Genomic DNA, 22,324 nt, shown 5'->3' with positions numbered 1-22,324 from the left:
TCTATCTCCAGTAATTCAGTGAAAACTCGTTTCCGTCAAAATATCCGAACGAATGATATTTCAGCCAATCCCCCAGGATGACCAGGGATGTACTGCCAAGGTCTACCTGCCGGGCCTGATGGTAATGGCCCATGATTACAAAATCGACCCCATCGCTACCGTGGTTCGACGCAAATTCCTTCAGCTCTTTCAGCACGGCCTCGTCGTACTCCTCACTGTGGGCCTTGTGATTCCCCGTTCTCGATATCCATTTCGCGATGGAATATCCCCAGTCGGGATGCAGCCAGCGGTAGAAAAATACAAATAGTTTGTTGCGGAATAGCCTTCTCAACGCACGATAAGCCCCATCCCGTGACAGAAGTCCATCACCGTGAATGATGTGAAATCTTTTGCCGTTAAATTCCAGGGTGCATCCGTCCGGATAAACCTCCGTGAAAATGATTTTCTCAGCAAATTCCCCTGTCCAGTAGTCGTGATTACCAGGAATGAAATAGATCTTCACTCCCTTTCGTTTTGCCTCGTAGAGGACGGTCAGGATATCAAAGTAGGCTTTGGGCATGACATATTTGTATTCAAACCAGAAGTCAAAGAGATCCCCCACGATGAAAAGGCTACCCTTCTTTTCCACTACATGACGAACAAACTCCGCAAGGCGTTCCCGTTTTCTCAATTCATAGTTGGAATTCTTCAAGCCGAGATGAATATCCGAGATAAAAAAGAGGGGTGAATTCACGGCGCGAAAACTTACCGAACGTCTCTTCCAGGGGCAAATAAAATGTTCCCACCGCTCGGAATATGTCCCCCTTTCCTTGACATCGCTGCTTTTCCTTCCTATTTTCGACGAGAGATGGGCTTTCATGGAACCTTACATATCATTGGTGGTTACAGGATTGCGATGCGTCGAACTGTTTTAATTGTTCTGGCATTCATCCTGACGTCGGCGGGAAGCACTCACGCTCAGTATTTCGGGAAGAACAAGGTTCAGTACAAGGTCTTCGACTGGTCCTATCTGCAGTCTCCCCATTTCGACATCTATTTCTATCAGGGTGGTCAATCACTGGCCGAGTTTGTTTCCAAGGTGGCTGAAAACGCTCATGAGCAGATTTCAAGATATATGAATTGGGATCTTCGGAAACGGGTTTCCATCATTATTTACAATTCCCACAATGACTTCCAGCAGACGAACGTAACCTACCAATACATGCCGGAAGGCGTAGGTGGTGTCACCGAACTGTTCAAGAACCGCGTCGTTGTCCCCTTTGAGGGATCCTACGAGCAGTTCAGGCACGTAGTCCATCACGAACTCGTTCATGCGATTATCAACGATATGATTTATGGTGGATCGGCCCAGAGTCTCATTCAGAACCGGATACGGGTGCGCATTCCTCTCTGGATGAATGAAGGGCTGGCTGAGTATCTTTCAACCGACTGGGACACCCAGGCCGACATGATAATGCGGGATGTGGCAGTCCACGATCGAATTCCAGGGATCCGGGAACTGGACTATTATATGGCTTATAAAGGGGGCCAGTCCGTCTGGAAGTTCATTTCAGAAAAATATGGTCGTGAGAAGATTGGTGAAATTTTTGGCCAGGCGAAATTGCAGCAAGATGTGACAAAGGCATTTCAGAAGGCGTTGGGCATGGATTTCAAGGATCTCTCCAACCAGTGGGAGAAGTATTTGAAAAAGGAGTACTGGCCCGACGTGGCCGGAAGAGACGAGCTGGAGGATTTTGCCCACCGGGTCACGAATCATGAGGAGTTGAAAAACTATTTCAATATTTCGCCTGCAATTTCTCCCGATGGAAGCAAGATTGCCATAATCAGCGATAGGAGCGGTTACTCCGATATCTATCTTCTTTCGGCTATCGACGGGAAGGAGATCAAGCGGCTCGTCAAAGGAAACCGGACGCCTGGACTAGAAGAGCTGAAGCTCCTTCAGCCGGGTATTACCTGGTCCCCAGACAGTAGAAAAATCGCCTTTGCTGCCAAAGCAGGGGAATCCGATGCCCTCTATGTGGTTGACGTGAAAGAGGGAAGCCGGGAAAAAGTGAATTTCGAATCGGACTTTGACGGCATTTTCACGGCTGCGTGGAATCCGGATGGAGAGAGAATCGCTTTCGTGGGGAATAAACAGCAGTCCGGCGACATCTACGTGTACAATATGAGAACGAAATCTCTGGAGAATTTAACCCAGGACATCTTCTCGGATTCCGAGCCGTCCTGGTCTCCCGATGGCAGATATATTGCCTTTGTTTCGGACCGGAGTGGCAAAACCGAAGTGCCAGCCAGTTTCTCCATGTTTGACCACAACTACCGGCAGACAGATATATATGTCATCGATTCCGAGACGCATGAGATAAGCTCTGTTACGGATACTCCTCACAACGAGAATTATCCTGTCTGGTCACACACGACGAATACTCTGGCCTATACGTCCGACAAGAATGGGGTGTGGAATCTCTACCTCCACGACCTCGACAGTGACGACGTGAAAGCGGTGAGTAATGTTCTCACTGGAATCATCCAGCTCAGCTGGTCCACTGACGATCAGAAAATGATCTTCAGCGGATATTCAGGAATCGGATTCGATATCTATTCGGTGAGCAATCCCCTTGAGTTGGGCCACCGGGAGGTGTCACCCTCCAATTTTGTTGTGAAAAGGGATCAGAAAGAAGATGAGCAGGTGGCGGTCTCTCAGCCCCAGGAGCCGACGGAACCACTGGCTCTGGAGCACGGTGCAGGCATCTATTCCCGGTATATTTTCGCTCCTGAATATGCCCATTACAATGAAAATCTGATGGATTCAACCGCTCAAAAATTGGCCGAGCCCCTGTCCAAGGAAGATTACGAGAATCCGGATGGGACCTACAAGACTCACGCGTACCAGACGCGGTTCACCCTGGATCTTGTCAGTGGCCAGGCGGGTTTCAGCAGTGTCTTCGGTTACCGGGGTACTACCCTTTTCGCCTTCAGTGACATCCTGGGGGATCATCGAATTTTTCTGGGGACGGAACTGGTCGTCGATCTTGAAAGCAGTGACTACTTCTTGCTGTATGAGTATCTGAAAAGAAGAAATGACTACTCGTTATCCCTGTTTCACACCGCTGATTTCTTTCGTCCCACCTACAGTTATTCCATTCGCCTGCGGCATTACAGTTTCGATTTCTCAACGTCAAGACCTTTCAGCAGATTTCAGAGAGCGGAGTTTGGCTTCACCCATCATTTCATTAATCACCGTGTGTTTGAACTCGTGGGCTACAACGAGTACGGAATCATCGATTCCCTGGATCAGACGCTGCGACTCCCCACGTATCGCCTCAGCTGGGTATACGACAACAGCATGTGGGGCTTCACCGGACCCAGCGACGGATGGAGGGCCAACATTCAGTATATGGAGAGCTTTGGCCTGTACGGAGATAAAATTGGATTCAGGACGATCATGTTGGATGGCCGCCGCTACTTCAGGCTTTCCCAACTTTACAGCCTGGCCCTCCGTTTGACCGCAGGACGCAGCTTCGGAAGAGACAAACAGAAATTCTTGTTGGGAGGGGTGAACAATTGGATCTTCGGGGTTGGTGAGGCAAACGGGAAACGCAGTGGCGAACGTGTCAACTATGATGAACTTGACATTTTTGATCCGCTCGACTCCGACTACCTTAAGAACCTTTACTTTTCCATCTTCGTCCTTCCGGTGCGGGGAAGCCGGTTCATCGAGCGCGTCGGAACAAATATGTTTCTCGGGAATTTTGAATTCCACTTCCCGTTTATCAACTATTTGGCTCTCGGATTTCCTCTGCGGATAATTCTAGGAAATATTTTCGGTGTCATGTTCGTTGATGCCGGTGCCGCATGGGATGACAACCTGCACCTGATATCCCGCGATCCTGAAACAGGAAAAAGGGAGTTTGACGATTTTATTATGAGCTACGGGATAGGTGTCCGACTCAATCTCGGTTATACCATCCTGAGGTTCGATACCGCCTGGGATTACCTGATCAGAGGTTCTTCCAGACCTCAGTACTACCTGTCGTTGGGCACGGATCTCTAACCCGCATTTCTCACCACCAAATCCACTGCAGCGCACATCTCCCACTTTGCATGAGGGAAGACGGGGCGAATCCACTTGATTTTGCACAGGGGAATCGCCAACTTCGCCGTGCCCGAAAATGGCCAGGACATCAACGAGAATAACTTTTCTCTGCTCTGAGTGTGGAGCCGATTCTCCCAAATGGTTTGGAAAATGCCCCGCATGTGGAGAGTGGGGAACGCTTAAAGAGTATCGCCTTCCCGGTGAAGGAAAAAGAACGGCGAGGGAGCCCAGGGAGTCAGTCCCTCTAACGGACATCCTGGTTGAAAAAGAGGCACCGCGAACAACCACTGGCATTCCGGAGGTGGACCGTGTCCTGGGAGGGGGATTCCTCCCCGCCTCCGTTGTCCTGCTGGGTGGAAATCCAGGCATCGGAAAATCGACATTGGCCCTCCAGATGGTGGCAAATCTGTCGCACCCGGTGCTCTATATCTCGGCCGAAGAGAGTGAAGAGCAGATCGCCATACGGGCGAGGCGATTGGGAGTTGATTCAAAGCACCTGATTCTTACGGGTGAGAATCGCTGGGAGGCGATCGGGGAACACCTTTCACTTCAAAGATCGAGATTCTTCATTGTGGATTCCATCCAGACCATCTACACAGATTCCCTTGACAGTCTTCCCGGCACCCTGAGCCAGCTGAGGGAGTGCGGCCAGAGAATTCTCGACATAACCAAAACCCGAGGTATGATTGCAGTGGTGATCGGTCATGTCACGAAGGAGGGCGTCATCGCAGGGCCTAAAATGCTGGAACATATGGTAGACACTGTTCTCTACCTGGAAGGCGATATGCGTCATGATTATCGGATTCTCCGGGCTGTCAAGAACCGGTTCGGTCCCACCAATGAAATAGGCGTGTTTGAAATGACCTCCCGAGGATTGAAGGAGGTGGCCAATCCTTCCGAACTCTTCCTGGCTGAACGGAAAGACGGCGTGTCAGGCTCTGCAGTGCTGGCCTCTGTAGAGGGAAGTCGCCCCATCCTGGTGGAGGTTCAGGCTCTTGTTTCGAACGCCAGTTTCGGGACTCCACAGCGGAATGTCACGGGATTCGACCTGCGACGTCTCGCCATGCTGCTCGCAGTTCTGGAAAAACGTCTGGGTTTTCCCATGGGGACAAAGGATGTCTTTGTGAACTTCGTGGGAGGAATGCGGATTGATGAGCCTTCTGCGGACCTTGCTGTCATATCCGCCGTTGCCTCGAGTTTCAAGGACAGACCCATTTCTCCGGGTACGGCTCTTGCGGGGGAAGTCGGTCTGGCAGGGGAGTTACGCTCCGTTTCCCGCATGGAAGAACGGATTCGAGAGGCCAAACAACTCCAGTTTGGCAGATTTGTCGGTCCGGCCTCCAGCCTGAACAAAGTGAAAAGGAAGATTTCCGGCATCTCTGTCAGAGGGGCCGAGTCGGTGGAATCGGCCTTCGAAATCCTATTCTGACCTCAATTATCCACAGGATCTTCCAAAGGATCTTGAGATGAGATTCGCCTCAAAACCACACCTGCCCGCCTGCTCCCGAAGAGGAGGGAGCAGGCGGGAAGGTCATCGAGAAGTATGATTGGCATAGGTTTAGAGATCGATGACGTGTCTGAAATATTCTCAAAATAGTCTTGAAATGATCTATTGTAAGGTTCTTAATATCAATTTGATATGCTCTGTGTTCACCCTGTCCCGATCAAGTCGGGATGTGGTTGATGAATAGAATAGGCGAACTGAGTTCTTATTAGGAGAGAGATCTGAATTTCAAGGTGGAAAGACGTGACCCGGCTACGTCTGCGAGACGTGGCCTCTTCTCCACAGATCATGGAGACATCGAAACGCCTGTCTTCATTCCCATCGGTACCTACGGGGCGGTAAAAACCCTGGCTCCGCGTGATCTGGAATCAGCAGGAGCTTCCATCGTTCTCGGGAATGCGTATCATCTCTACCTTCGTCCTGGAATGGAGATCATTCAGAAGGCAGCAGGACTACATGCGTTCATGGCATGGGACCGGTCAATCGTCACCGACAGCGGGGGCTTTCAGGTGTTCAGTCTGGCAGAATTGAGAGAGATAAGCGCTGATGGTGTGACGTTCAAATCGACTTTGAATGGGAGTGTCCATGAAATGACTCCGGAGAAGTCGATGGAAATTCAACGGGTGTTGGGGAGTGATATTATCATGTCTCTTGACGTATGCCCGCCCGGTGATGCACCCCTGGAAGAAATCGCTCGGGCGGTCAGTCTAACGACTACCTGGGCCAACCGGTGCTTCGATTACCTGAAACAGACATCAGAATCTTATGGAAAGAGGGACACTTTTTTTCCCATTGTTCAGGGCGGAATACAGAAAGAACTGCGACAACAGAGTACAGAAGAACTCTTGCCCCTTGCCAACATTGGTGTGGCCGTGGGCGGCCTGGCTGTGGGAGAGGAAAAGTCCGCCATGTTCGATACCGTATCTCTCATGGATCATCTACTCCCCAGGGATAAGATTCGATATCTGATGGGGGTGGGAAAGCCACAGGATATTGTCCGGGCCGTGAGGCTTGGGATGGATATGTTTGACTGCGTGATCCCCACGCGAAACGCCCGGAACGGCCAACTGTTTACCTGGAACGGCACCATCAATGTGTTGAACGAAAAGTACAAACTTGATTTTTCGCCCGTTGACGAAACGTGCGCCTGCCACGGATGCAGGACTTTTTCACGGGCGTACCTTCGACATCTGTATAACTTGAATGAGATTCTGGGGCTTCATCTGGGTTCTCTTCACAACGTTACTTTCTATCTGGATCTCATGTCCAGAATTCGAAAGGAGATCCAGGAAGGAACCTACTTATCGTGGTCCCGCCAGTTTCTGGCAAAGGTGAGGGAGACGACTCATGACTGACATTATTTCAACACACGTGGACAGCTATGCCTACCGATGGGAAGGTGGGAAGCCGTTGTATCTTTTGCTCAAACGGAATGAGGAGGCTGTTTATGGACATTTATGGCAGGGAGTTGCCGGGAAGATGCAGGGAGGCGAGACTGCCGTGGAAACGGTTTTGAGAGAACTGAAAGAGGAGACGGGACTCGATCCCAACCGAATTTTTGTGGTTGATCATGTGAGCCTTTTTTACCAGTCCTACAGGGACAGGCTGCACGTTGTCCCGGTTTTCGGTGTGGAGGTAGAATCGAAAGAGGTGCGGCTGTCCAAAGAACACACCGAGTTCCGGTGGCTGAGTTTTGACGATGCATTCGCCCGATTGAGCTGGACACAGCAGAGAGAGAGTATTGCAGTCCTTCATGACATGCTCCTCAAACGCGACGAGAGGGTAAAGTGGTCAGAGGTGAATCTGGAAAAGTACGCATGACAGTCGTAAATGACATCTCCGATGGAAGAATCTTGAAGCGGTCGAAGCGGTACAATACGATCAAGCTCGTGGCCGGTCTTGGTGAGACTTTCCTTGGCTGGCTGTATCTTCTGATAATCGTGCTCGGGGGATTTACCGCGACGGTGGAAAGGTGGGCATACTCTATTACATCTAACCCTTACCTGGCGCTCCTCGTTCTCGCCGCGGTCATTGGAATCGTTGAGTTGATACTGATGATTCCTCTTTCCTTGTACATCGACTACATCCTTGAGCACAAGTATGAACTCTCGAGTCTAACCTTGAAGTCCTATTGGTGGGAGAAATCAAAAGAGGTGTTCGTTGCGGTTGTCATTGGCGCACCCGTGCTCATCGTATTCTATTATTTCCTCACCACCGTAGTACACTGGTGGATCCCGGTGGGGATTTTCGCCTTTTTCTTCACCGTGCTTCTGGGAAGACTGGCACCCGTTCTAATCTTCCCTCTCTTCTACAAATTTGTTCCCGTCGAAAATGAGGAATTAGAAGCGCTGGTGAGGAACAGGTGTGAATCCGTTGGGATGAAAGTGCAGGGCGTTTTCCAATTTGACTTGAGCAAGACAACGAGGAAGGCAAACGCCGCATTTACAGGTATTGGCAAGTCAAAAAGGATTCTGCTCGCGGATAACCTTGTGGACAATTTTTCTCCCAATGAAATTGACGCCGTGTTGGCTCACGAGCTGGGTCACTTCAAGGGAAAGCATCTCTGGAAAATGATTGTCCTCGGGACACTCTTCACTTTTCTTGGCCTGTACGTTGTTTCCATGGTTTATTCGGGATGGTCAGCAAGGCTCGGATATGAATCGATGGGCAACCTAGCTCCACTTCCTCTCCTCATACTTCTCCTCGGAGTCTATGGATTTGTAACGCATCCCGTACAAAACTCCGTCAGCCGTTTGTATGAACGGGCAGCGGACAGTTTTTCTAAGGAGATGCTCGGCGGTAACGCGGCCCCCCTGGTCGAAGCTCTGGAAAGACTTGCCGAATTGAATCTGGCCGACAGGGATCCTCATCCCGTTGTTGAGTTTCTCTTCCACAGTCATCCATCGATTGAACACCGAATCGGCTATCTTCAAACTTGACTAACGCCGAACACGAACGGAGTAGTGGAGAAATGGAGAACACTGACGATTGACTATGGACCATTGACAATTAATTATTGATGTTGGAGAAATGGAGAAAATGATGCGTAATGCGTGAAACTGCCAACTGCCAACTGGTGACTGGTTACTTGATCCTTGTCACTTGATCCTTGTTACTTGATACTTGTTCCTTGCCTGTCCCGTAGCGTCAGCGTACGGGGATCCTTGTTACTTGATACTTCATCCTTGATACTTGATACTTAATCCGTGATGCGTCCAACGCCTAACGTCTAACTCATAACGTCGAACGTCTAACGTACAACGTCTAACGTTTATCACTTTCTTCCAGTGACGGTGAAATACTTGACGCCGTCAGGACTCTTCTCGTAGAATCCCCTCTCTCCACTGTCAAGCCATCCAAACCTGAAAGCGTGCGCTGTAGCTTTCTCATCGTCCAGGTAGCCTTTCATGACGTGATGCCCCCGGACGGCAACCCATCCCGTCTGCCCCTCAGAACATTCCTCGCCTTGCCCGTCCAGGACGGTCATTTCGCATGCATGAAGGGCTGTTCCCACGGGGAGACCCTCCGTGGATTCGGGCTGGGAGAAAGAGAGGGGTGGGAAGCTGGAAAAGCATGTTGCCTCGGCAATTTCAAATCCGGGAATGACCCGAACGTTGAACTTCCGCTCAACTTTCCGGGTGATATCCGGTGCAAGATGGCGGTGAGAGGAAACGAAGCACTTGAATGTGGACTGTGAGTTTTTCCGGCGAAATCCGGAGGACCCGAGAAAACCGGTCAGCAGTTGCGCGTCTGCAAAGGCCAGGTGTACCCCCTCCCTGTCTATGAGTTTCAGAAGAAAGTCCGGCTTTCCTTCAGTGCCTAACACAATTCGGCATCCTGCATAGAGTGCTGACATAATGCATCCCACAATACCTGTAACGCCGCTGAGAGGAGCTGTGCAGAGGACCGTCTGGTCATCGGTCAATTCGAGAGAACCGGCGATGGCCATGGCATTGACCAGAATATTGTAATGAGAGAGAACAATCCCCCTCAAGTTTCCCCTGTTATCAGTTCGGAGAACGATTAACACGTCGTCCCGGAGCTTGGATTTCCTGCCCGTACGGAAGCCATGTACGGTGCGCAAACCCTCCTTCATCTCAAAAAGCACCGTGGAAGCCCGAGACCTGCGAACGGAGGAACGGTTTCGTTCCTCTCGCGTCGCATTGACGGGAACTCCGACACACCCCATCATCCAGATTGCGAAGTATTCCACGAGGGTTTGAATGCCGTTCCCCGCAGGGATTGCGATTCGGTCACCATGGGCAAGCCCTTCGGACTGCAGCAAGGCCGCCAGGTGGGAGACCCGCCGGGAGAATCCGTTGTACGAGAGTTTTGTTCTGCTTCCCTCTGAGGAGGAAATCACGAATGATCTGTCACCATAGCGTCGAACCTGTGACTCCAGAAGAGAACGGATACTGGGGTATGGAATCATTATCTCCGATGGGGGGACGCCGTTGACAGAGTGAACGGTGTTTCCGCTTTCGTGATCCATAGCGTCGGGGCTCAACTGTTCAAGTGGAAAATCCCAGGATCTCATTTCCCGGGAACAGTTTGGAAGGATTGAGGAATCTTCCAGTACGGATACGCCACTCGGTGTGGTGTGCGTTGACAGTTACAGAAATGATTTCAACGCGCTTGCGACTTTTTCATTCTCATGTGGAAGGCCCACGGATACGCGGATGCGGGAAGGCCATCCGAACGGTTTTAGATGTCTCAGGATCACCCCCATTTTCAGGGTCTTCTGGCAGATCTCTTCCGCCCGGACTTCCGATTTCCATCTGGTGGTGACGAAGTTGGCGGCGGAGGGTACGAAAGGAATTCCCAGTTGGCTAAACGATTCATTGAGGAATTCAATACCCTTATGGGTGAGCTCCACAGTTTTCTTGAGATGGTCTGTGTCGTCCAGAGCTGCAGTTCCTGCGACAAGGGCCAGGCGCGATGGCTCGAAAGTAGGTTTTACTTTCATAAGGTTGGATATGAGTTCATCATGGGCGAATCCGTAACCGATGCGAACTCCCGCCAGACCGTAAGCTTTGGAAAAAGTCCGAAGCGTGATGACATTATCGTACCGGTAGTGCATCGAGTCCGGATAGTCAGATAGATGCCGGGCGAATTCAAAGTAAGCCTCGTCCATAATGATAAGGACCCGGGCAGGGACTTTTTCCATGAACGAGTCGAATTCTTCGACAGTGAAATAGGTCCCCATGGGATTGTCAGGATTTGCGAGGTAGATAATCTTCGTGTATTCATTGATGTGCGTGGCCATGGATTCCAGATCATACCGGTTGTCTTTCATGGGGACCCAGTGGACTCGTTTTCCGCTCGCCCTGGCCAACAGGGTAAACCCGAGAAAGGAGTCGGCTGCCGTGATGATTTCATCCTCAGGAAGAAGAAACGTCCGCATAATGGTGGCCATAACACTTTCGGATCCCGCTCCCAGTATCACATTTTCAGTCTTAATGTTAAATCTGACCGCCAACTCTTTTCGAAGTCCGTTCCCTCCCGACTCCGGGTATCGGTTTGACTGGGTCGATTCCCTTCGGAGTGCTTCGACAGCCATCGGAGAGGGACCCAGGGGATTCTCGTTTGACGCCAGTTGAGAGATCTCCGAGAGGCCAAGCTCCCTGCGGACCTGTTCAATGGGCCGGCCTGGGATGTAAGGGGCGAGCTCTTTGATGTTTTTCGGAACAAGGGGCATTGATTATTCGGGCCCGTCTGAAGACATTTTTCATTTTTTCCCTCCCGAAAGTTTGCTAACATTCTCCTCAAGAGGGATTCGAATCGAGCCTTCTGCAATGACTACATTTCTGCCATCACACCATGAATTTACACAGAGCTTTGGTGAGATGTATTGATGAATTCGTTTTGTGAGGAACCCACATGATTCTAGACAATATTTTAGAGGCAACCTGTAATTCTCCTGTCGTTAGACTTCAAAGAGTCGGGTCCGATCTTGACTGTGACCTTTATGGAAAGTGCGAGTTTCTGAACGCTGGAGGTTCGGTAAAGGACCGCATCGCCGTCAGAATGATTGAGGAAGCGGAGAAGTCAGGACGCATTAAGCCCGGGGATACTCTCATCGAACCCACGTCAGGCAATACCGGGATTGGAATGGCTCTGGTAGCAGCGGTGAGGGGCTACCGCATGATTGTCACCATGCCGGAGAAGATGAGCAGGGAAAAGGAAGTCATCCTTGAGGCCCTTGGGGCAGAAATTGTCCGTACGCCCACCGAAGCGGCCTGGGACGCTCCCGAAAGCCACATCGGTGTTGCCAGGCAGCTCAACGATGAGATTCCCAACTCCCATATCCTCGATCAGTATAGCAATCCTGGTAACACTGACGCGCACTATTACCAAACTGGCGAGGAGATTCTTGAAGACATGGGTGACAACCTGAGCATGGTGGTCATCGGGGTGGGGACCGGGGGAACCGTGACCGGGGTGGCGAAAAGGCTGAAAGAAGAAATGCCAGATGTTACCATAGTGGGGGTCGACCCTTACGGATCCATTCTCGGGGGGGGGGAGGAGGTTTATCCGTACCTGGTGGAGGGAATCGGGTATGATTTCTTTCCGGATGTGTTGGATAATTCCCTGGTGGACAGGTATGTCAAGGTCAATGACAGAGATTCTTTCGTCATGGCGAGAAGGTTGATTCGTGAGGAAGGCCTGCTCGTGGGAGGATCGTCGGGCTCAGCCGTGTGGGCAGCCCTTCAGGTTGCCCCGGAACTCAGGAAAGGTGACAGATGTCTCGTGATTCTCCCCGACTCAATGCGGAATTATTTGAGCAAGTTCGTGGATGACGATTGGATGAGGAAAAAGGGATTTCTCGGTTGATGCCGCAAAGACACAGAAGCACCAAGAACTTTAGGGCCTTGAGCAGCAAAGAAGAGGAGTTAGCTGCAAAGATTGTCGGCGCGGCATTTAGAGTGCACACGACTCTGGGGCCAGGCTTATTTGAAAAGATCTATGAGGTCTGTTTTTGTCATGAGCTGTTCGAGCGAGAACTTCAATTTCAAAGGCAAGTAGACCTCCCGATTGTTTAGGACGAAACAACCTTTGATATGGAATAAGAAGAATAGTTCTGCAGTCTTTGTGTCTTCGTGACTTCGTGGCTGCAAAGTGAAAGGAGAAGAAAGTGAAATTTGACACAAAAGTCGTCAGGGCAGCGATTGAGCCCGATCCGACAACGGGCTCAATACTTCCGCCCCTCTACCAGACCGCGACTTACGTCCTTGAGGAGGTGGGAAAGGACAAGGGATTTGACTACACCCGGTCAGCCAATCCCACGAGGAAACTTTTGGAGGCGAATCTGGCAGCCATTGAGGGGGGGGGATACGGTGTTTCCTTTGCCAGTGGAATGGCAGCTGTCGATGCCTGTTTGAAACTCTTGAAGGCCGGCGATCATCTGGTCTGTTCCGATGACGTATATGGTGGAGTGTATCGATATTTCAGTAATATTCTCGTGAAATACGATCTTGAGTTCACGTACGTGGATACATCCAGTCCGGAGAAGGTCAGAGACGCTGTCCGCTCAAAGACCAAGATGCTCTGGGTGGAAACGCCCACGAATCCTCTCTTGAAGGTAACAGATCTAAAAGTTATGGGGGAGATTGCCAGAGAGAGGGGACTGTACTACGCTGTGGACTCCACTTTTGCCACTCCGGTTTTCTTAAGACCACTCGAATTTGGCGCCCATATGGTCATGCACAGCACCAGTAAGTACTTGAGTGGGCACAATCAACTCATCGGCGGCGTGGTGATCACAAACCGGAAGGATATTCTTGAGAAGTTGAAATTCGTGCAAAAGACAATCGGTGCCATTCCAGGTCCTTTCGATTGCTGGCTGACACTTCTCGGCGTGAAGACGCTCTCACTTCGAATGGCACGTCACGATTCCAATGGACGAAAAGTGGCACTATTCTTGGAAAACCATCCGAAAGTGACCAGAGTCATGTATCCGGGACTACCTTCTCATCCTCAGCACGAGGTGGCAAAAGAGCAGATGTCCGGGTTTGGCGGAATGATCTCCTTCGAATTGAAGGGGGGAATCCCTGCTGCGAGGACCGTCATGAATAGTGTGAGGTTGTGCTCACTGGCCGAGAGTCTTGGCTCCGTGGAAACCATGATCACGCACCCTGCAACGATGACTCACGGAGACGTTCCCAAAGAGGAGCGACATGCGCGGGGCCTCACAGACGGATTGATTCGCATTTCCGTGGGAATTGAAGATCCGGGTGATATTGTCGACGACCTGGAACAGGCGATGGGAAGGGCCTAGAACCGGGTAGTCTCTATAGCAAGGAGCGAACATGAACAAAGTAGAAGAATTCAGAGCGTTCCGGGAAAAGATGGATCATCAGATACTCCATGAAGGAAACCTGGATACGAAACGTTTTTTCGGTCTTGATCGGAGTGTATTCGAAGAAGGGGCTATCGACAGCAGGACCAAGGAAATGATGGGATTGGTCGCCTCACTCGTGTTGAGGTGTGACGACTGCATTTCCTATCATATTATGAAGTGTCGCGAACTGGATGTGACACGGGACCAATTCTACGAACTGTTCAATGTAGGACTCGTGGTGGGTGGCTCGGTCTGTATTCCTCATGTGAGACGGGCTGTCTCCACGCTTGACGAGCTTACGAGTTAGGGTTGCTGAGACTCTCCTATTTGAGCCATAACATACCTGGAGGCTGACAGGGGTACATACCAGACTAAGCTTTCTGTACCAAAAGCGCTCAACGTCACCACTCGTTCCCTCGGCGCAGTGGCGTTCAAGCTCAGCTTTTATGTATGTACTGGTGGTCACCGCCTCGATTGAAAAGAACATGAGTTCCGGATTCCTCGGGGCCTCTCCGAACAAGGACGGCGTGTTTGAGTCAATGTTCGCGGACCATTCATTCAGATGCAAAAAATGTTTCAGACTATTTTTCTTTTGTTAGACCCATCTTTTGAACAAAACTTTACCGGGTTCCTATGGCCGGCGGTTTGAGAAACGTGGGATGTCATCTCTTAACATAGCGGGGGATAATCATGAGCAAGTCTTATGAATCGATTGAGACGAAGATCATTCACAGTGGAGAACCGGATCCGCGCGTTGACGGGGCCGTCGTTATGCCCATTTTTCAGACGGCCATGTACGAATTCAGCGGTGACACGGGCTATCACGATATTCCTTATATCCGCTTGAATAATACGCCGAACCATCTGGTCCTTCACGAGAAACTGGCCGCGCTGGAAAACGCGGAAGCTGCTCTCGTTACCTCCAGCGGAATGGCGGCCATTACGTCGACGCTCCTCACCTTTCTCTCTTCGGGGGATCACCTCCTGGTTCAGGACACACTGTACGGAGGGACTCATACGTTCATCACAAACCATCTGGGCCAATGGGGAATATCTTTTGATTTTATTGACGGGGATGACCCCGATTCCTGGAGAGACAAACTCAGGAAAGAATCCAAGCTGATTTATGTGGAAACCATGACAAATCCTCTCCTTCAGATTGGCAATCTCAATGCCGTGGTTGAATTCGCAAGGGATAACGGTCTTCTCTCCATTATCGACAATACGTTCGCATCCCCTGTCAATTTCCGTCCACCTGAATGGGGATTTGACCTTTCCTGCCACAGCTGCACCAAATACCTGAATGGTCATTCAGATCTGGTTGCCGGCGCTGTGATCGGCCGGGTTGAGTTGATCGATAGAATCACTCACAAGCTCGACCATTTCGGTGCTTCTCTTGATCCTCATGCCTGTTTTCTTCTTCACCGCGGGCTCAAAACGCTGGCCGTGCGGGTGAAGTTTCAGAATGAAAGCGCCTTGAAGATTGCCCGGTTTCTTCAGGATCACCCGGCAATTGAAGAAGTGAATTATCCCGGCCTCACAAGTCACTCCCGACATGAGAGAGCGAAGGAACTCTTTGACGGTTTCAGTGGCATGGTGAGCTTTGAGCCCCGAGGGGGGCGTGAAGCGGCGGAGACATTTATGAAGAGGGCAAGACTTCCCATTGTGGCACCCAGTCTCGGAGGTGTGGAGACTCTCCTCACTCGACCTGCATCAACATCTCACGCAGGGATGGCGGCAAAGGACCGGGCCAGGTTGGGGATTTCTGACAGTCTTGTTCGCGTATCGGTGGGACTGGAATCCACGGAAGAACTGATCGAGGATTTTGGTCAAGCTCTTCGGAATTGACCGACCATGGGAACGTCACCGTGAGGATACCCGGACCTTTGAGGGACGCCACCTTTGTCGAGCGGCCAAATCGATTCTTGACGGTTGTCGAAATTGGCGATACGCAGGTTGAAAGTCACCTTCCCGATCCCGGCCGCTTGAAGGAGCTTCTCGTCCCTGGCGCCAGACTCAAAGTGAGGAAGGTGTTCCGGGAGAACTCGAGTCCCCGGAAGACGGAATGGACGACCGTCATGGTCAAAACAGGACACCAGTGGGTCTCCATTGACAGTACGCTTCCCAACCGGTTTGTGGCGTCGCTGTTGAAGGGGGGAGATCTCCCCATGTTCAAGGGATATCGTCTGGTTCAAACGGAGATAAAGCAGGGACATCATCGATTCGACTTCCTGCTGGAGAAGGACGGCGAGCTCATGTATCTCGAGGTCAAGTCCGTTACCCTGGTGATTGAGGGTGTGGCCATGTTCCCTGACGCAGTGACGAGTCGCGGGGCGAGGCACATGATGGGTCTGATGGATCTGGCAGAATCAGGATTTGAGGCCGGCGCTCTCTTTGTATGTCAGAGGGGAGACGTTACGCTGTTCAGGCCCCACTGGAATCGGGATCCCGCATTCGCAGCCGCTCTTTTAGCCGCCGCGAAAAATGGTGTGAGGGTCTGGGCAATTTCTGCCCACGTGGAACCCCCTCATATCCGTTTCAGAAGGGAAATACCCTACGATCTGATCCCATTTTGAGATCGGCGAACAAAGTACCGTCAATATTCGATTTTTCGTTGCTGAAAAGCAGACACACAGTTTTCGCGTCACTATCTATCCTGCTGGGGTGTGCCGCCGTTTCGCCACCCCCCGGGGGGCCCGTCGACGAGACCCCTCCTTTCCTCGATTCCGTAATTCCCCGTTCCGGTACCACAGGGATATCCGGAGGTTTTGTCATGACGCTCATTTTTTCTGAACGACTCAAGGAGCCGGAGTCAGCTAAGGGGGTCCGAATAGCCCCGGCGCTAACAACGCCTGTCACTATACGGGTAAAGAAGAATCGAATTCTTGTGAACTTCCCTGAGAGTTTGGCGGAAAGCCAAACCTATTTAATCACGGTGACGAGAAATATTCAGGATGAACATGGGAACAGACTGGATCGCACCTACCAGGTTGCCCTCAGCACGGGGACTGAAGTCTCTCAAGGGAGAATCAATGGGACCGTCTACAGTGAAAAGGAAGGTTCCAGCACAGTCTATCTCTACCGGGCTGGGAATAGTGAGCTGGACAGTCTGTTTGCCCAAGAACCAGATTATTACGTTGAAACAGACGATTCGGGTCGCTACACCTTCTCGTATCTAGACCCAGGCCCGTACCAGGTGATCGCGCTCCGCGGCGGGACGCCTCCTGCACCTGTTGTCCCTTCGAGAATGCCCTATGGTGTACACTGGCAGGGTCCCATCTCTGTCTCTCGCAACGACACTGTGAGACATGTGAATGCAAAGCTTTTCAAAGAGGTTCCTCCCTTCCGGGTTGTCTCGGCGGGGATGGAAACATCACGCCGGGGCACAGTCCGATTCACAAATCCGGTTGATCTTTCCGCACAACAAGACTTTGTGATTGAACTTGTTAATCTGGATGACTCCACGAAAATCGAACCCGGTCTACTATTTCAGTACCATGATGGAGGCCGAGAAATCCTCTTCCACGCTGAGGGTCTGGAGGAGGGGAAGGGTTACCTCCTATCCGTTTCTGGACTTCAGGATTCAACAGGTGAGATTGTCTCCGAATTTGCCCGTAAGCTGGTTGTGCCGCAAAGGGACACTCTGGCTCCGGTCGTGGTTATCCCCGGGAAGGACAAACCGGTGCGGATAGATCCCGGCATCGACCCTGTTCATGTTCAGTTTGACGAGCCGGTTCAGGTGGAGAATCTTCAGGAAGCGGTCGCCGTTATGGACACCTCTCAGACGCGCCTGAAATCCACGGTTCACTGGGTCAACTCCGCCAGGTTGCTGGTGGTGCCGGAAGAAGGATGGCGCCCAGACCAAACCTACGATATAATACTTCTCGGGCATATGATACGCTCCCTTCAAGGGGCAGGTATGGAGGACAGCACCGTCCATTTTGAGATCAAGGTAAATGAGGAGATCGCATCCGGTGGACTGTACGGTTCCGTCATGGGAGAATTCATTGAGAATTCTGTTGTCACGGTTTCGGCCACAGAAAATCTGTCGAATTCTTATTCAGTCAGTGTAAATTCAGAAGGTGGCTTTTCCTTCAGTACGCTTCCGGCTCTATTTTGGATTTTGACAGCTTATCAGGACAGAGATGGGAACGGCAGATATACGTATGGTCAGGCTATTCCGTTTCAACCCTCTGAACCATTTCTTGTTTTTTCCGACACCATTGAGGTTCGAGCCAACTGGGATGTCGAAGGGGTAGTTCTCGAGTATCCAGAACAGCCAGGTGCGCTGCCCCGATGAGTGAGGGAGAGCTGATCGATCATGAAATCTGAAGGTATGTATGGAGTTATAATGGCAGGTGGGAGGGGTACGCGATTCTGGCCCCTGAGCCGGGACTCTCGTCCCAAGCAACTTCTGAATATTATTGGTGACCGGTCCATGCTTCAGATAACGGTTGACCGACTGCGCAAAATGGATTTCATGAAGGAGATAGTAATCGTCAGCGGTCGCGAACAAGAGTCAAGAATTAAGGATGAAATCGAAGGTGTAAGTCATGAGAATATCATTGTGGAGCCATCGGGCAAGAATACGGCGCCGTGTATAGGTCTCTCAGCCTACCATCTTCTCAAGCGCGACCCTCATTCGGTTATGGGAGTTTTCCCCGCTGATCACCTTATCGTTGGTCATAAGAAGTTCTCCGCCGCGCTGAGGACTGCCTCGGAGCTGGCCCGGAGCGAGGATGCTCTTGTCACTATTGGGGTGGTGCCGTCCTCCCCCCACGTTGGATACGGGTATATTCAGTTTGATCAGCGAAATGAACTCATCGAAGGGAAAGCTTATAAGGTGAAGACGTTCGCTGAAAAGCCGAGCCGATCCGTAGCGGAGCGGTTCCTCAAGAGCGGCGATTTCCTCTGGAATAGCGGGATGTTTGTATGGAAGGCGTCGGCGTACCTTGATGCCATGGAAACTCTCCTGCCCGAGCACTACGAAATCCTGAAGGATATCGGTGAGTCGGTTGGCACAGAAGACTACCCGTCCACGCTCGAGGACCAGTGGGAACTGCTGACGCCTAAATCGGTGGACTACGGTATTCTGGAGAAAGCGGAGAACATCGTTGTCGTCAGGTCTGAATTCGAATGGAGTGACCTCGGTTCCTGGAATTCATTCTACGATATGTTGCCCAAGAACGGGTCCGGCAACGTCATCCGGGGCGATGCCATTGTGGTTGACGCGGAGAACAGTCTGATTCACTCCAATTCCAAATTGACAGCGGTTATAGGGCTGAAGAATATTGTAGTTGTGAACACTGACGACGCGACACTTGTTGTTTCGAGAGATAGGGTGGAAGAAGTGAAGAAAATTGTCACCCTTCTCAAGAAGTCCGGTCGTGACGAGGTTCTCTGATGGGACCGGACGAACTGTATGCCCATTTCGAGAAGCTGGCAGAGCAAATGGGGATCGTTCTCATTGAGGGTGAAGGTGATTTTGTGGGGGGCTACTGCACGGCTAATGGTGAACAGTTCATTGTCTTGAATAAGAGAAGACCACTGGGCCAGCGATTACGAGTACTGGGGGAATCTTTCCGCCAACTGAGAATTGAAGATCATTATATCGTACCGGCGCTGCGGGACTTCATCAATTCCGGCGGCGGCGTGCTAGAAAGGAATGCCCATGGATGACAGTCGATCCGGAGATATTCGGAATTTTTCTGTCGTGGGTCACGGGACTTCAGGAAAGACGCTTTTGTCCGAAGCCATGCTCTACAATGCGGGTGCGACGAATCGAATTGGAACGATAGAGGATGGGACCACGGTATCCGACTATCACGCTGACGAGATCAAGAGACAGATCTCGATCAGCGCAACTCTGCTCCATTGTGAATGGTTGGGAAAGAAGCTCAACATGATGGACGTGCCCGGTTTTTTCGATTTTGCTGGTGAGGCAAAGAGTGCCCTGAGAGTATCGGATTTTGTCCTGACCACCGTCCACGGCGTCTCGGGTCCGGAAGCGGGGACGGACCTTGTATGGAAATCCGCAGATGAATTCGACCTCCCCAAATTGATCGTGATCACCATGTTGAATAAAGAGAATACACATTTTGAAGGCGTCCTCGAGACGCTTCGTGCACACTATTCGAAGAGGATTTTTCCTTTCACGCTTCCTCTGAATCCGGGGCCCGGTTTCAATCAGATAGCCGATGTGCTCAGACAGGAGTTGCTGACGTATGAAACGGATGGGAGTGGAAAGTTTCAGGAAGGCCCCCTTCCCGATGATTGGCAATCCAAGGTGCAATCCCTGCACAAGGAATTGATCGAATACATCGCTGAATCCGACGATTCCCTCCTTGAGCAGTTCTTCGAAGAAGGAAGTCTATCTGAGGAAGCGCTTCGGGGCGGCATTCACGCCGCCATCCTCAACGGTACTGTCATTCCCCTTATGTGTGTGGCTTCAGATGAGAACGTGGGGGTTTCGCGGATGATGGATATCATCTCCAAATACTGTCCGTCTCCCGCCGATGTGGAATCCGTCAGGGCCCTCAAGGAGGGGACCGAAGAAGAGGTGGATGTAGTTACTTCAGAGGATTCACCTGCCACGCTATTTGTTTTCAAGACCGTTAGCGAACCTCATGTGGGAGAACTCTCATTTTTCCGCGTCTACTCGGGAGCCGTCAAGAGCGGTTTGGATTTGTGGAATTCGTCGCGCAAAGCATCGGAACGGTTGGGGCAGGTCTTTGTCATGAACGGTAAAACCCGGAAGGAAACGGCCGTGATAACGGCAGGTGATGTGGGGGCGGTCGTGAAGTTGAAGAATACTCACACAGGAGATACCCTTTGTGACAGGAAATCAAGGGTGGAATTTCCCAGGATTCAATTTCCTCTGCCGAACATTCATGAAGCCGTTGCGACCAATTCGAAAGGGGATGAAGAGAAAATCGCCATGGGTCTGGCAACACTCCACGAGGAGGACCCGACCTTCATTTTCAAAGTCGATCCGGAGCTGAAGCAGACCATCCTTTCGGGCCAGGGTGAACTGCAGTTGGAGATCGTTGTGGAAAGACTCAGGCGAAAGTTCAACGTGGATGTGGATCTCGTGGAACCTCGGGTTCCCTTCAGGGAGACCATCAAAGGAAAGGGGAACTCCAGGTTTCGTCACAAAAAACAGACAGGCGGGGCGGGACAATTTGCGGAAGTGCGGATGAATATCCAGCCTCTGCCCCGCGGTTCCGGTGTTGAATTCACGAATAGTCTTGTGGGTCAAAATGTGGACCGGGTATTTGTACCCTCCGTGGAGAAGGGAGTGCGGGCGGCTTCTGAAGAGGGAATCCTTGCCGGATACAGGGTGGTGGATGTGAAGGCGGATTTTTACGATGGCAAACAACACCCCGTGGATTCCAAAGATATTGCTTTCCAGATCGCTGGAAGAGAGGCATTCAAGGAGGCATTCATGAAAGCGCGGCCCTGTTTATTGGAACCCATCAGCGAGATAGAGATCAGAGTTTCCGAGGATCATATGGGAGACGTCATGGGCGACATTTCAGGCCGCCGTGGCAAGATTCTTGGAATGGAAACTGAGGGCGGTTTTCAGGTTATTAAGGCTCACGTACCTCAGGCAAACCTCTATAGGTATTCCACCACGCTCCGTTCACTCACGGGTGGGCGGGGTTTTCACACCGAAGCGTTCAGCCATTATGAGGAACTTCCAAAGGATCTTGAACAGAAGATGGTGGCAGCAAGCAAGAAAGAGGAGTAGGTGATGGAAGATGGAGGATGGGAGATGTATGATGTGAGATGGGAGATGGAGGGCGGAGGATTGGGAATTGACATTGTGTGGTGATTCATGCCTTCAAGATAGTTAAATGAGCTCAAAGAATGAAGGATGAGACCATTGAGTTACTGGATAGGACATTCAGTTTTGGGGTAAATATGTTGATGTTTCTCAGTAGTTTGCCAAATCGATTCAAATACTCAGTTCCGTGTAATCAACTTGCAAAGTCATCTACTTCAATTGGCAGCAACTACGAGGAGGCATCCCGACCTGTCGGGAGTGATCCAGAAAGGATTTTGCTCATAAGATTGGTATTGTTCTGAAAGAAAGTAGAGAGAGCCACTATTGGCTAAGGGTTTTGGAAGCCGTCTTCGACGAAAGAACAGGCCTGGAAAAGATTCAAGATTTTCTGAGAGAGGCAAGTGAATTCAAGAAGATATTTACTTCAATTCTACTCACCACGAAACAAGGAAAAAACGAACGACGATGGAGTTGAAAGCCTCAATACTTCATCAAGATTCTAAGATAGTGCGACACTCCACTTCCCGTCTTATAACATTGGTTCATCATCCATTTTCCCTCATCCTTCATCCATCTTCCCTCAACCCTCATCCATATTCC

General features: G+C 50.9%; 18 protein-coding genes. 15 read left to right on the top strand and 3 right to left on the bottom strand.

The window, feature by feature from the left end:
* Position 1: 1 nt before the first annotated feature.
* Positions 2 to 859, bottom strand: a complete 858-nt coding sequence (locus tag V3U24_02570) for a UDP-2,3-diacylglucosamine diphosphatase (GenBank protein MEE9166334.1) — start codon at positions 857 to 859, stop codon at positions 2 to 4.
* Positions 860 to 895: 36 nt separating this feature from the next.
* Here V3U24_02570 and V3U24_02565 point away from each other — a divergent pair, with 36 nt between their 5' ends.
* From V3U24_02565 to V3U24_02545, 5 genes are all read left to right on the top strand, one after another.
* On the top strand, positions 896 to 4,051 hold the full coding sequence (locus V3U24_02565; protein MEE9166333.1) for a BamA/TamA family outer membrane protein: 3,156 nt from the start codon (positions 896 to 898) through the stop codon (positions 4,049 to 4,051).
* A 118-nt stretch (positions 4,052 to 4,169) separates the two neighbouring features.
* Positions 4,170 to 5,522 carry a DNA repair protein RadA gene (radA, locus tag V3U24_02560; GenBank protein ID MEE9166332.1) on the top strand — a complete coding sequence of 451 codons (1,353 nt, stop codon included), beginning with the start codon at positions 4,170 to 4,172 and terminating at the stop codon, positions 5,520 to 5,522.
* 308 nt (positions 5,523 to 5,830) lie between these two features.
* Positions 5,831 to 6,952 (top strand): tRNA guanosine(34) transglycosylase Tgt, encoded by a 1,122-nt coding sequence (gene tgt / locus V3U24_02555; protein MEE9166331.1) that lies wholly within the window; start codon positions 5,831 to 5,833, stop codon positions 6,950 to 6,952.
* Positions 6,945 to 7,418, top strand: a complete 474-nt coding sequence (locus V3U24_02550) for an NUDIX domain-containing protein (GenBank protein ID MEE9166330.1) — start codon at positions 6,945 to 6,947, stop codon at positions 7,416 to 7,418. Before tgt ends, V3U24_02550 begins: the two co-directional genes overlap by 8 nt.
* The gene (locus tag V3U24_02545) at positions 7,415 to 8,536 is read left to right on the top strand and encodes a M48 family metallopeptidase (GenBank protein MEE9166329.1); all 1,122 of its coding nucleotides are present in this window, start codon (positions 7,415 to 7,417) and stop codon (positions 8,534 to 8,536) included. Before V3U24_02550 ends, V3U24_02545 begins: the two co-directional genes overlap by 4 nt.
* Before the next feature lie 335 nt (positions 8,537 to 8,871).
* Here the strand turns inward: V3U24_02545 and V3U24_02540 are convergent, their stop codons facing one another.
* Positions 8,872 to 10,029, bottom strand: a complete 1,158-nt coding sequence (locus tag V3U24_02540; protein MEE9166328.1) for a class I adenylate-forming enzyme family protein — start codon at positions 10,027 to 10,029, stop codon at positions 8,872 to 8,874.
* A gap of 180 nt (positions 10,030 to 10,209) precedes the next feature.
* A complete protein-coding gene (hisC, locus tag V3U24_02535) occupies positions 10,210 to 11,295 on the bottom strand; it encodes a histidinol-phosphate transaminase (GenBank protein ID MEE9166327.1) in 1,086 nt (361 codons plus the stop codon).
* 182 nt (positions 11,296 to 11,477) lie between these two features.
* On the opposite strand from hisC, the gene V3U24_02530 reads away from it, so the two are divergent.
* The 10 genes from V3U24_02530 (at position 11,478) to V3U24_02485 (ending at position 22,199) form a co-directional block, all read left to right on the top strand.
* On the top strand, positions 11,478 to 12,431 hold the full coding sequence (locus tag V3U24_02530) for a cystathionine beta-synthase (protein ID MEE9166326.1): 954 nt from the start codon (positions 11,478 to 11,480) through the stop codon (positions 12,429 to 12,431).
* A gap of 301 nt (positions 12,432 to 12,732) precedes the next feature.
* On the top strand, positions 12,733 to 13,875 hold the full coding sequence (locus V3U24_02525) for a PLP-dependent aspartate aminotransferase family protein (GenBank protein MEE9166325.1): 1,143 nt from the start codon (positions 12,733 to 12,735) through the stop codon (positions 13,873 to 13,875).
* Between the two features lie 31 nt (positions 13,876 to 13,906).
* Positions 13,907 to 14,245 (top strand): carboxymuconolactone decarboxylase family protein, encoded by a 339-nt coding sequence (locus V3U24_02520; protein MEE9166324.1) that lies wholly within the window; start codon positions 13,907 to 13,909, stop codon positions 14,243 to 14,245.
* 383 nt (positions 14,246 to 14,628) lie between these two features.
* Positions 14,629 to 15,786 carry a PLP-dependent aspartate aminotransferase family protein gene (locus tag V3U24_02515; GenBank protein ID MEE9166323.1) on the top strand — a complete coding sequence of 386 codons (1,158 nt, stop codon included), beginning with the start codon at positions 14,629 to 14,631 and terminating at the stop codon, positions 15,784 to 15,786.
* 20 nt (positions 15,787 to 15,806) lie between these two features.
* Entirely contained in the window at positions 15,807 to 16,514 is a 708-nt protein-coding gene (gene sfsA / locus V3U24_02510; protein ID MEE9166322.1) for a DNA/RNA nuclease SfsA, read from the top strand.
* A complete protein-coding gene (locus V3U24_02505) occupies positions 16,511 to 18,238 on the top strand; it encodes an Ig-like domain-containing protein (GenBank protein ID MEE9166321.1) in 1,728 nt (575 codons plus the stop codon). The genes sfsA and V3U24_02505 overlap by 4 nt, the downstream gene beginning before the upstream one ends.
* A gap of 21 nt (positions 18,239 to 18,259) precedes the next feature.
* The gene (locus V3U24_02500; protein MEE9166320.1) at positions 18,260 to 19,342 is read left to right on the top strand and encodes a mannose-1-phosphate guanylyltransferase; all 1,083 of its coding nucleotides are present in this window, start codon (positions 18,260 to 18,262) and stop codon (positions 19,340 to 19,342) included.
* Positions 19,342 to 19,617: a hypothetical protein gene (locus V3U24_02495; protein MEE9166319.1), complete on the top strand. Its 276-nt coding sequence runs from the start codon at positions 19,342 to 19,344 to the stop codon at positions 19,615 to 19,617. The genes V3U24_02500 and V3U24_02495 overlap by 1 nt, the downstream gene beginning before the upstream one ends.
* Positions 19,610 to 21,688 carry an elongation factor G gene (locus V3U24_02490; protein MEE9166318.1) on the top strand — a complete coding sequence of 693 codons (2,079 nt, stop codon included), beginning with the start codon at positions 19,610 to 19,612 and terminating at the stop codon, positions 21,686 to 21,688. The genes V3U24_02495 and V3U24_02490 overlap by 8 nt, the downstream gene beginning before the upstream one ends.
* A 322-nt stretch (positions 21,689 to 22,010) precedes the next feature.
* Positions 22,011 to 22,199: a hypothetical protein gene (locus tag V3U24_02485; protein MEE9166317.1), complete on the top strand. Its 189-nt coding sequence runs from the start codon at positions 22,011 to 22,013 to the stop codon at positions 22,197 to 22,199.
* Positions 22,200 to 22,324 lie beyond the last annotated feature (125 nt).

This window comes from Candidatus Neomarinimicrobiota bacterium, from assembly GCA_036476315.1.
In the GTDB taxonomy this organism is placed as follows: Bacteria; Fidelibacterota; Marinisomatia; order Marinisomatales; family S15-B10; genus JAZGBI01.
This window is presented reverse-complemented; position numbering and strand designations above follow the sequence as displayed.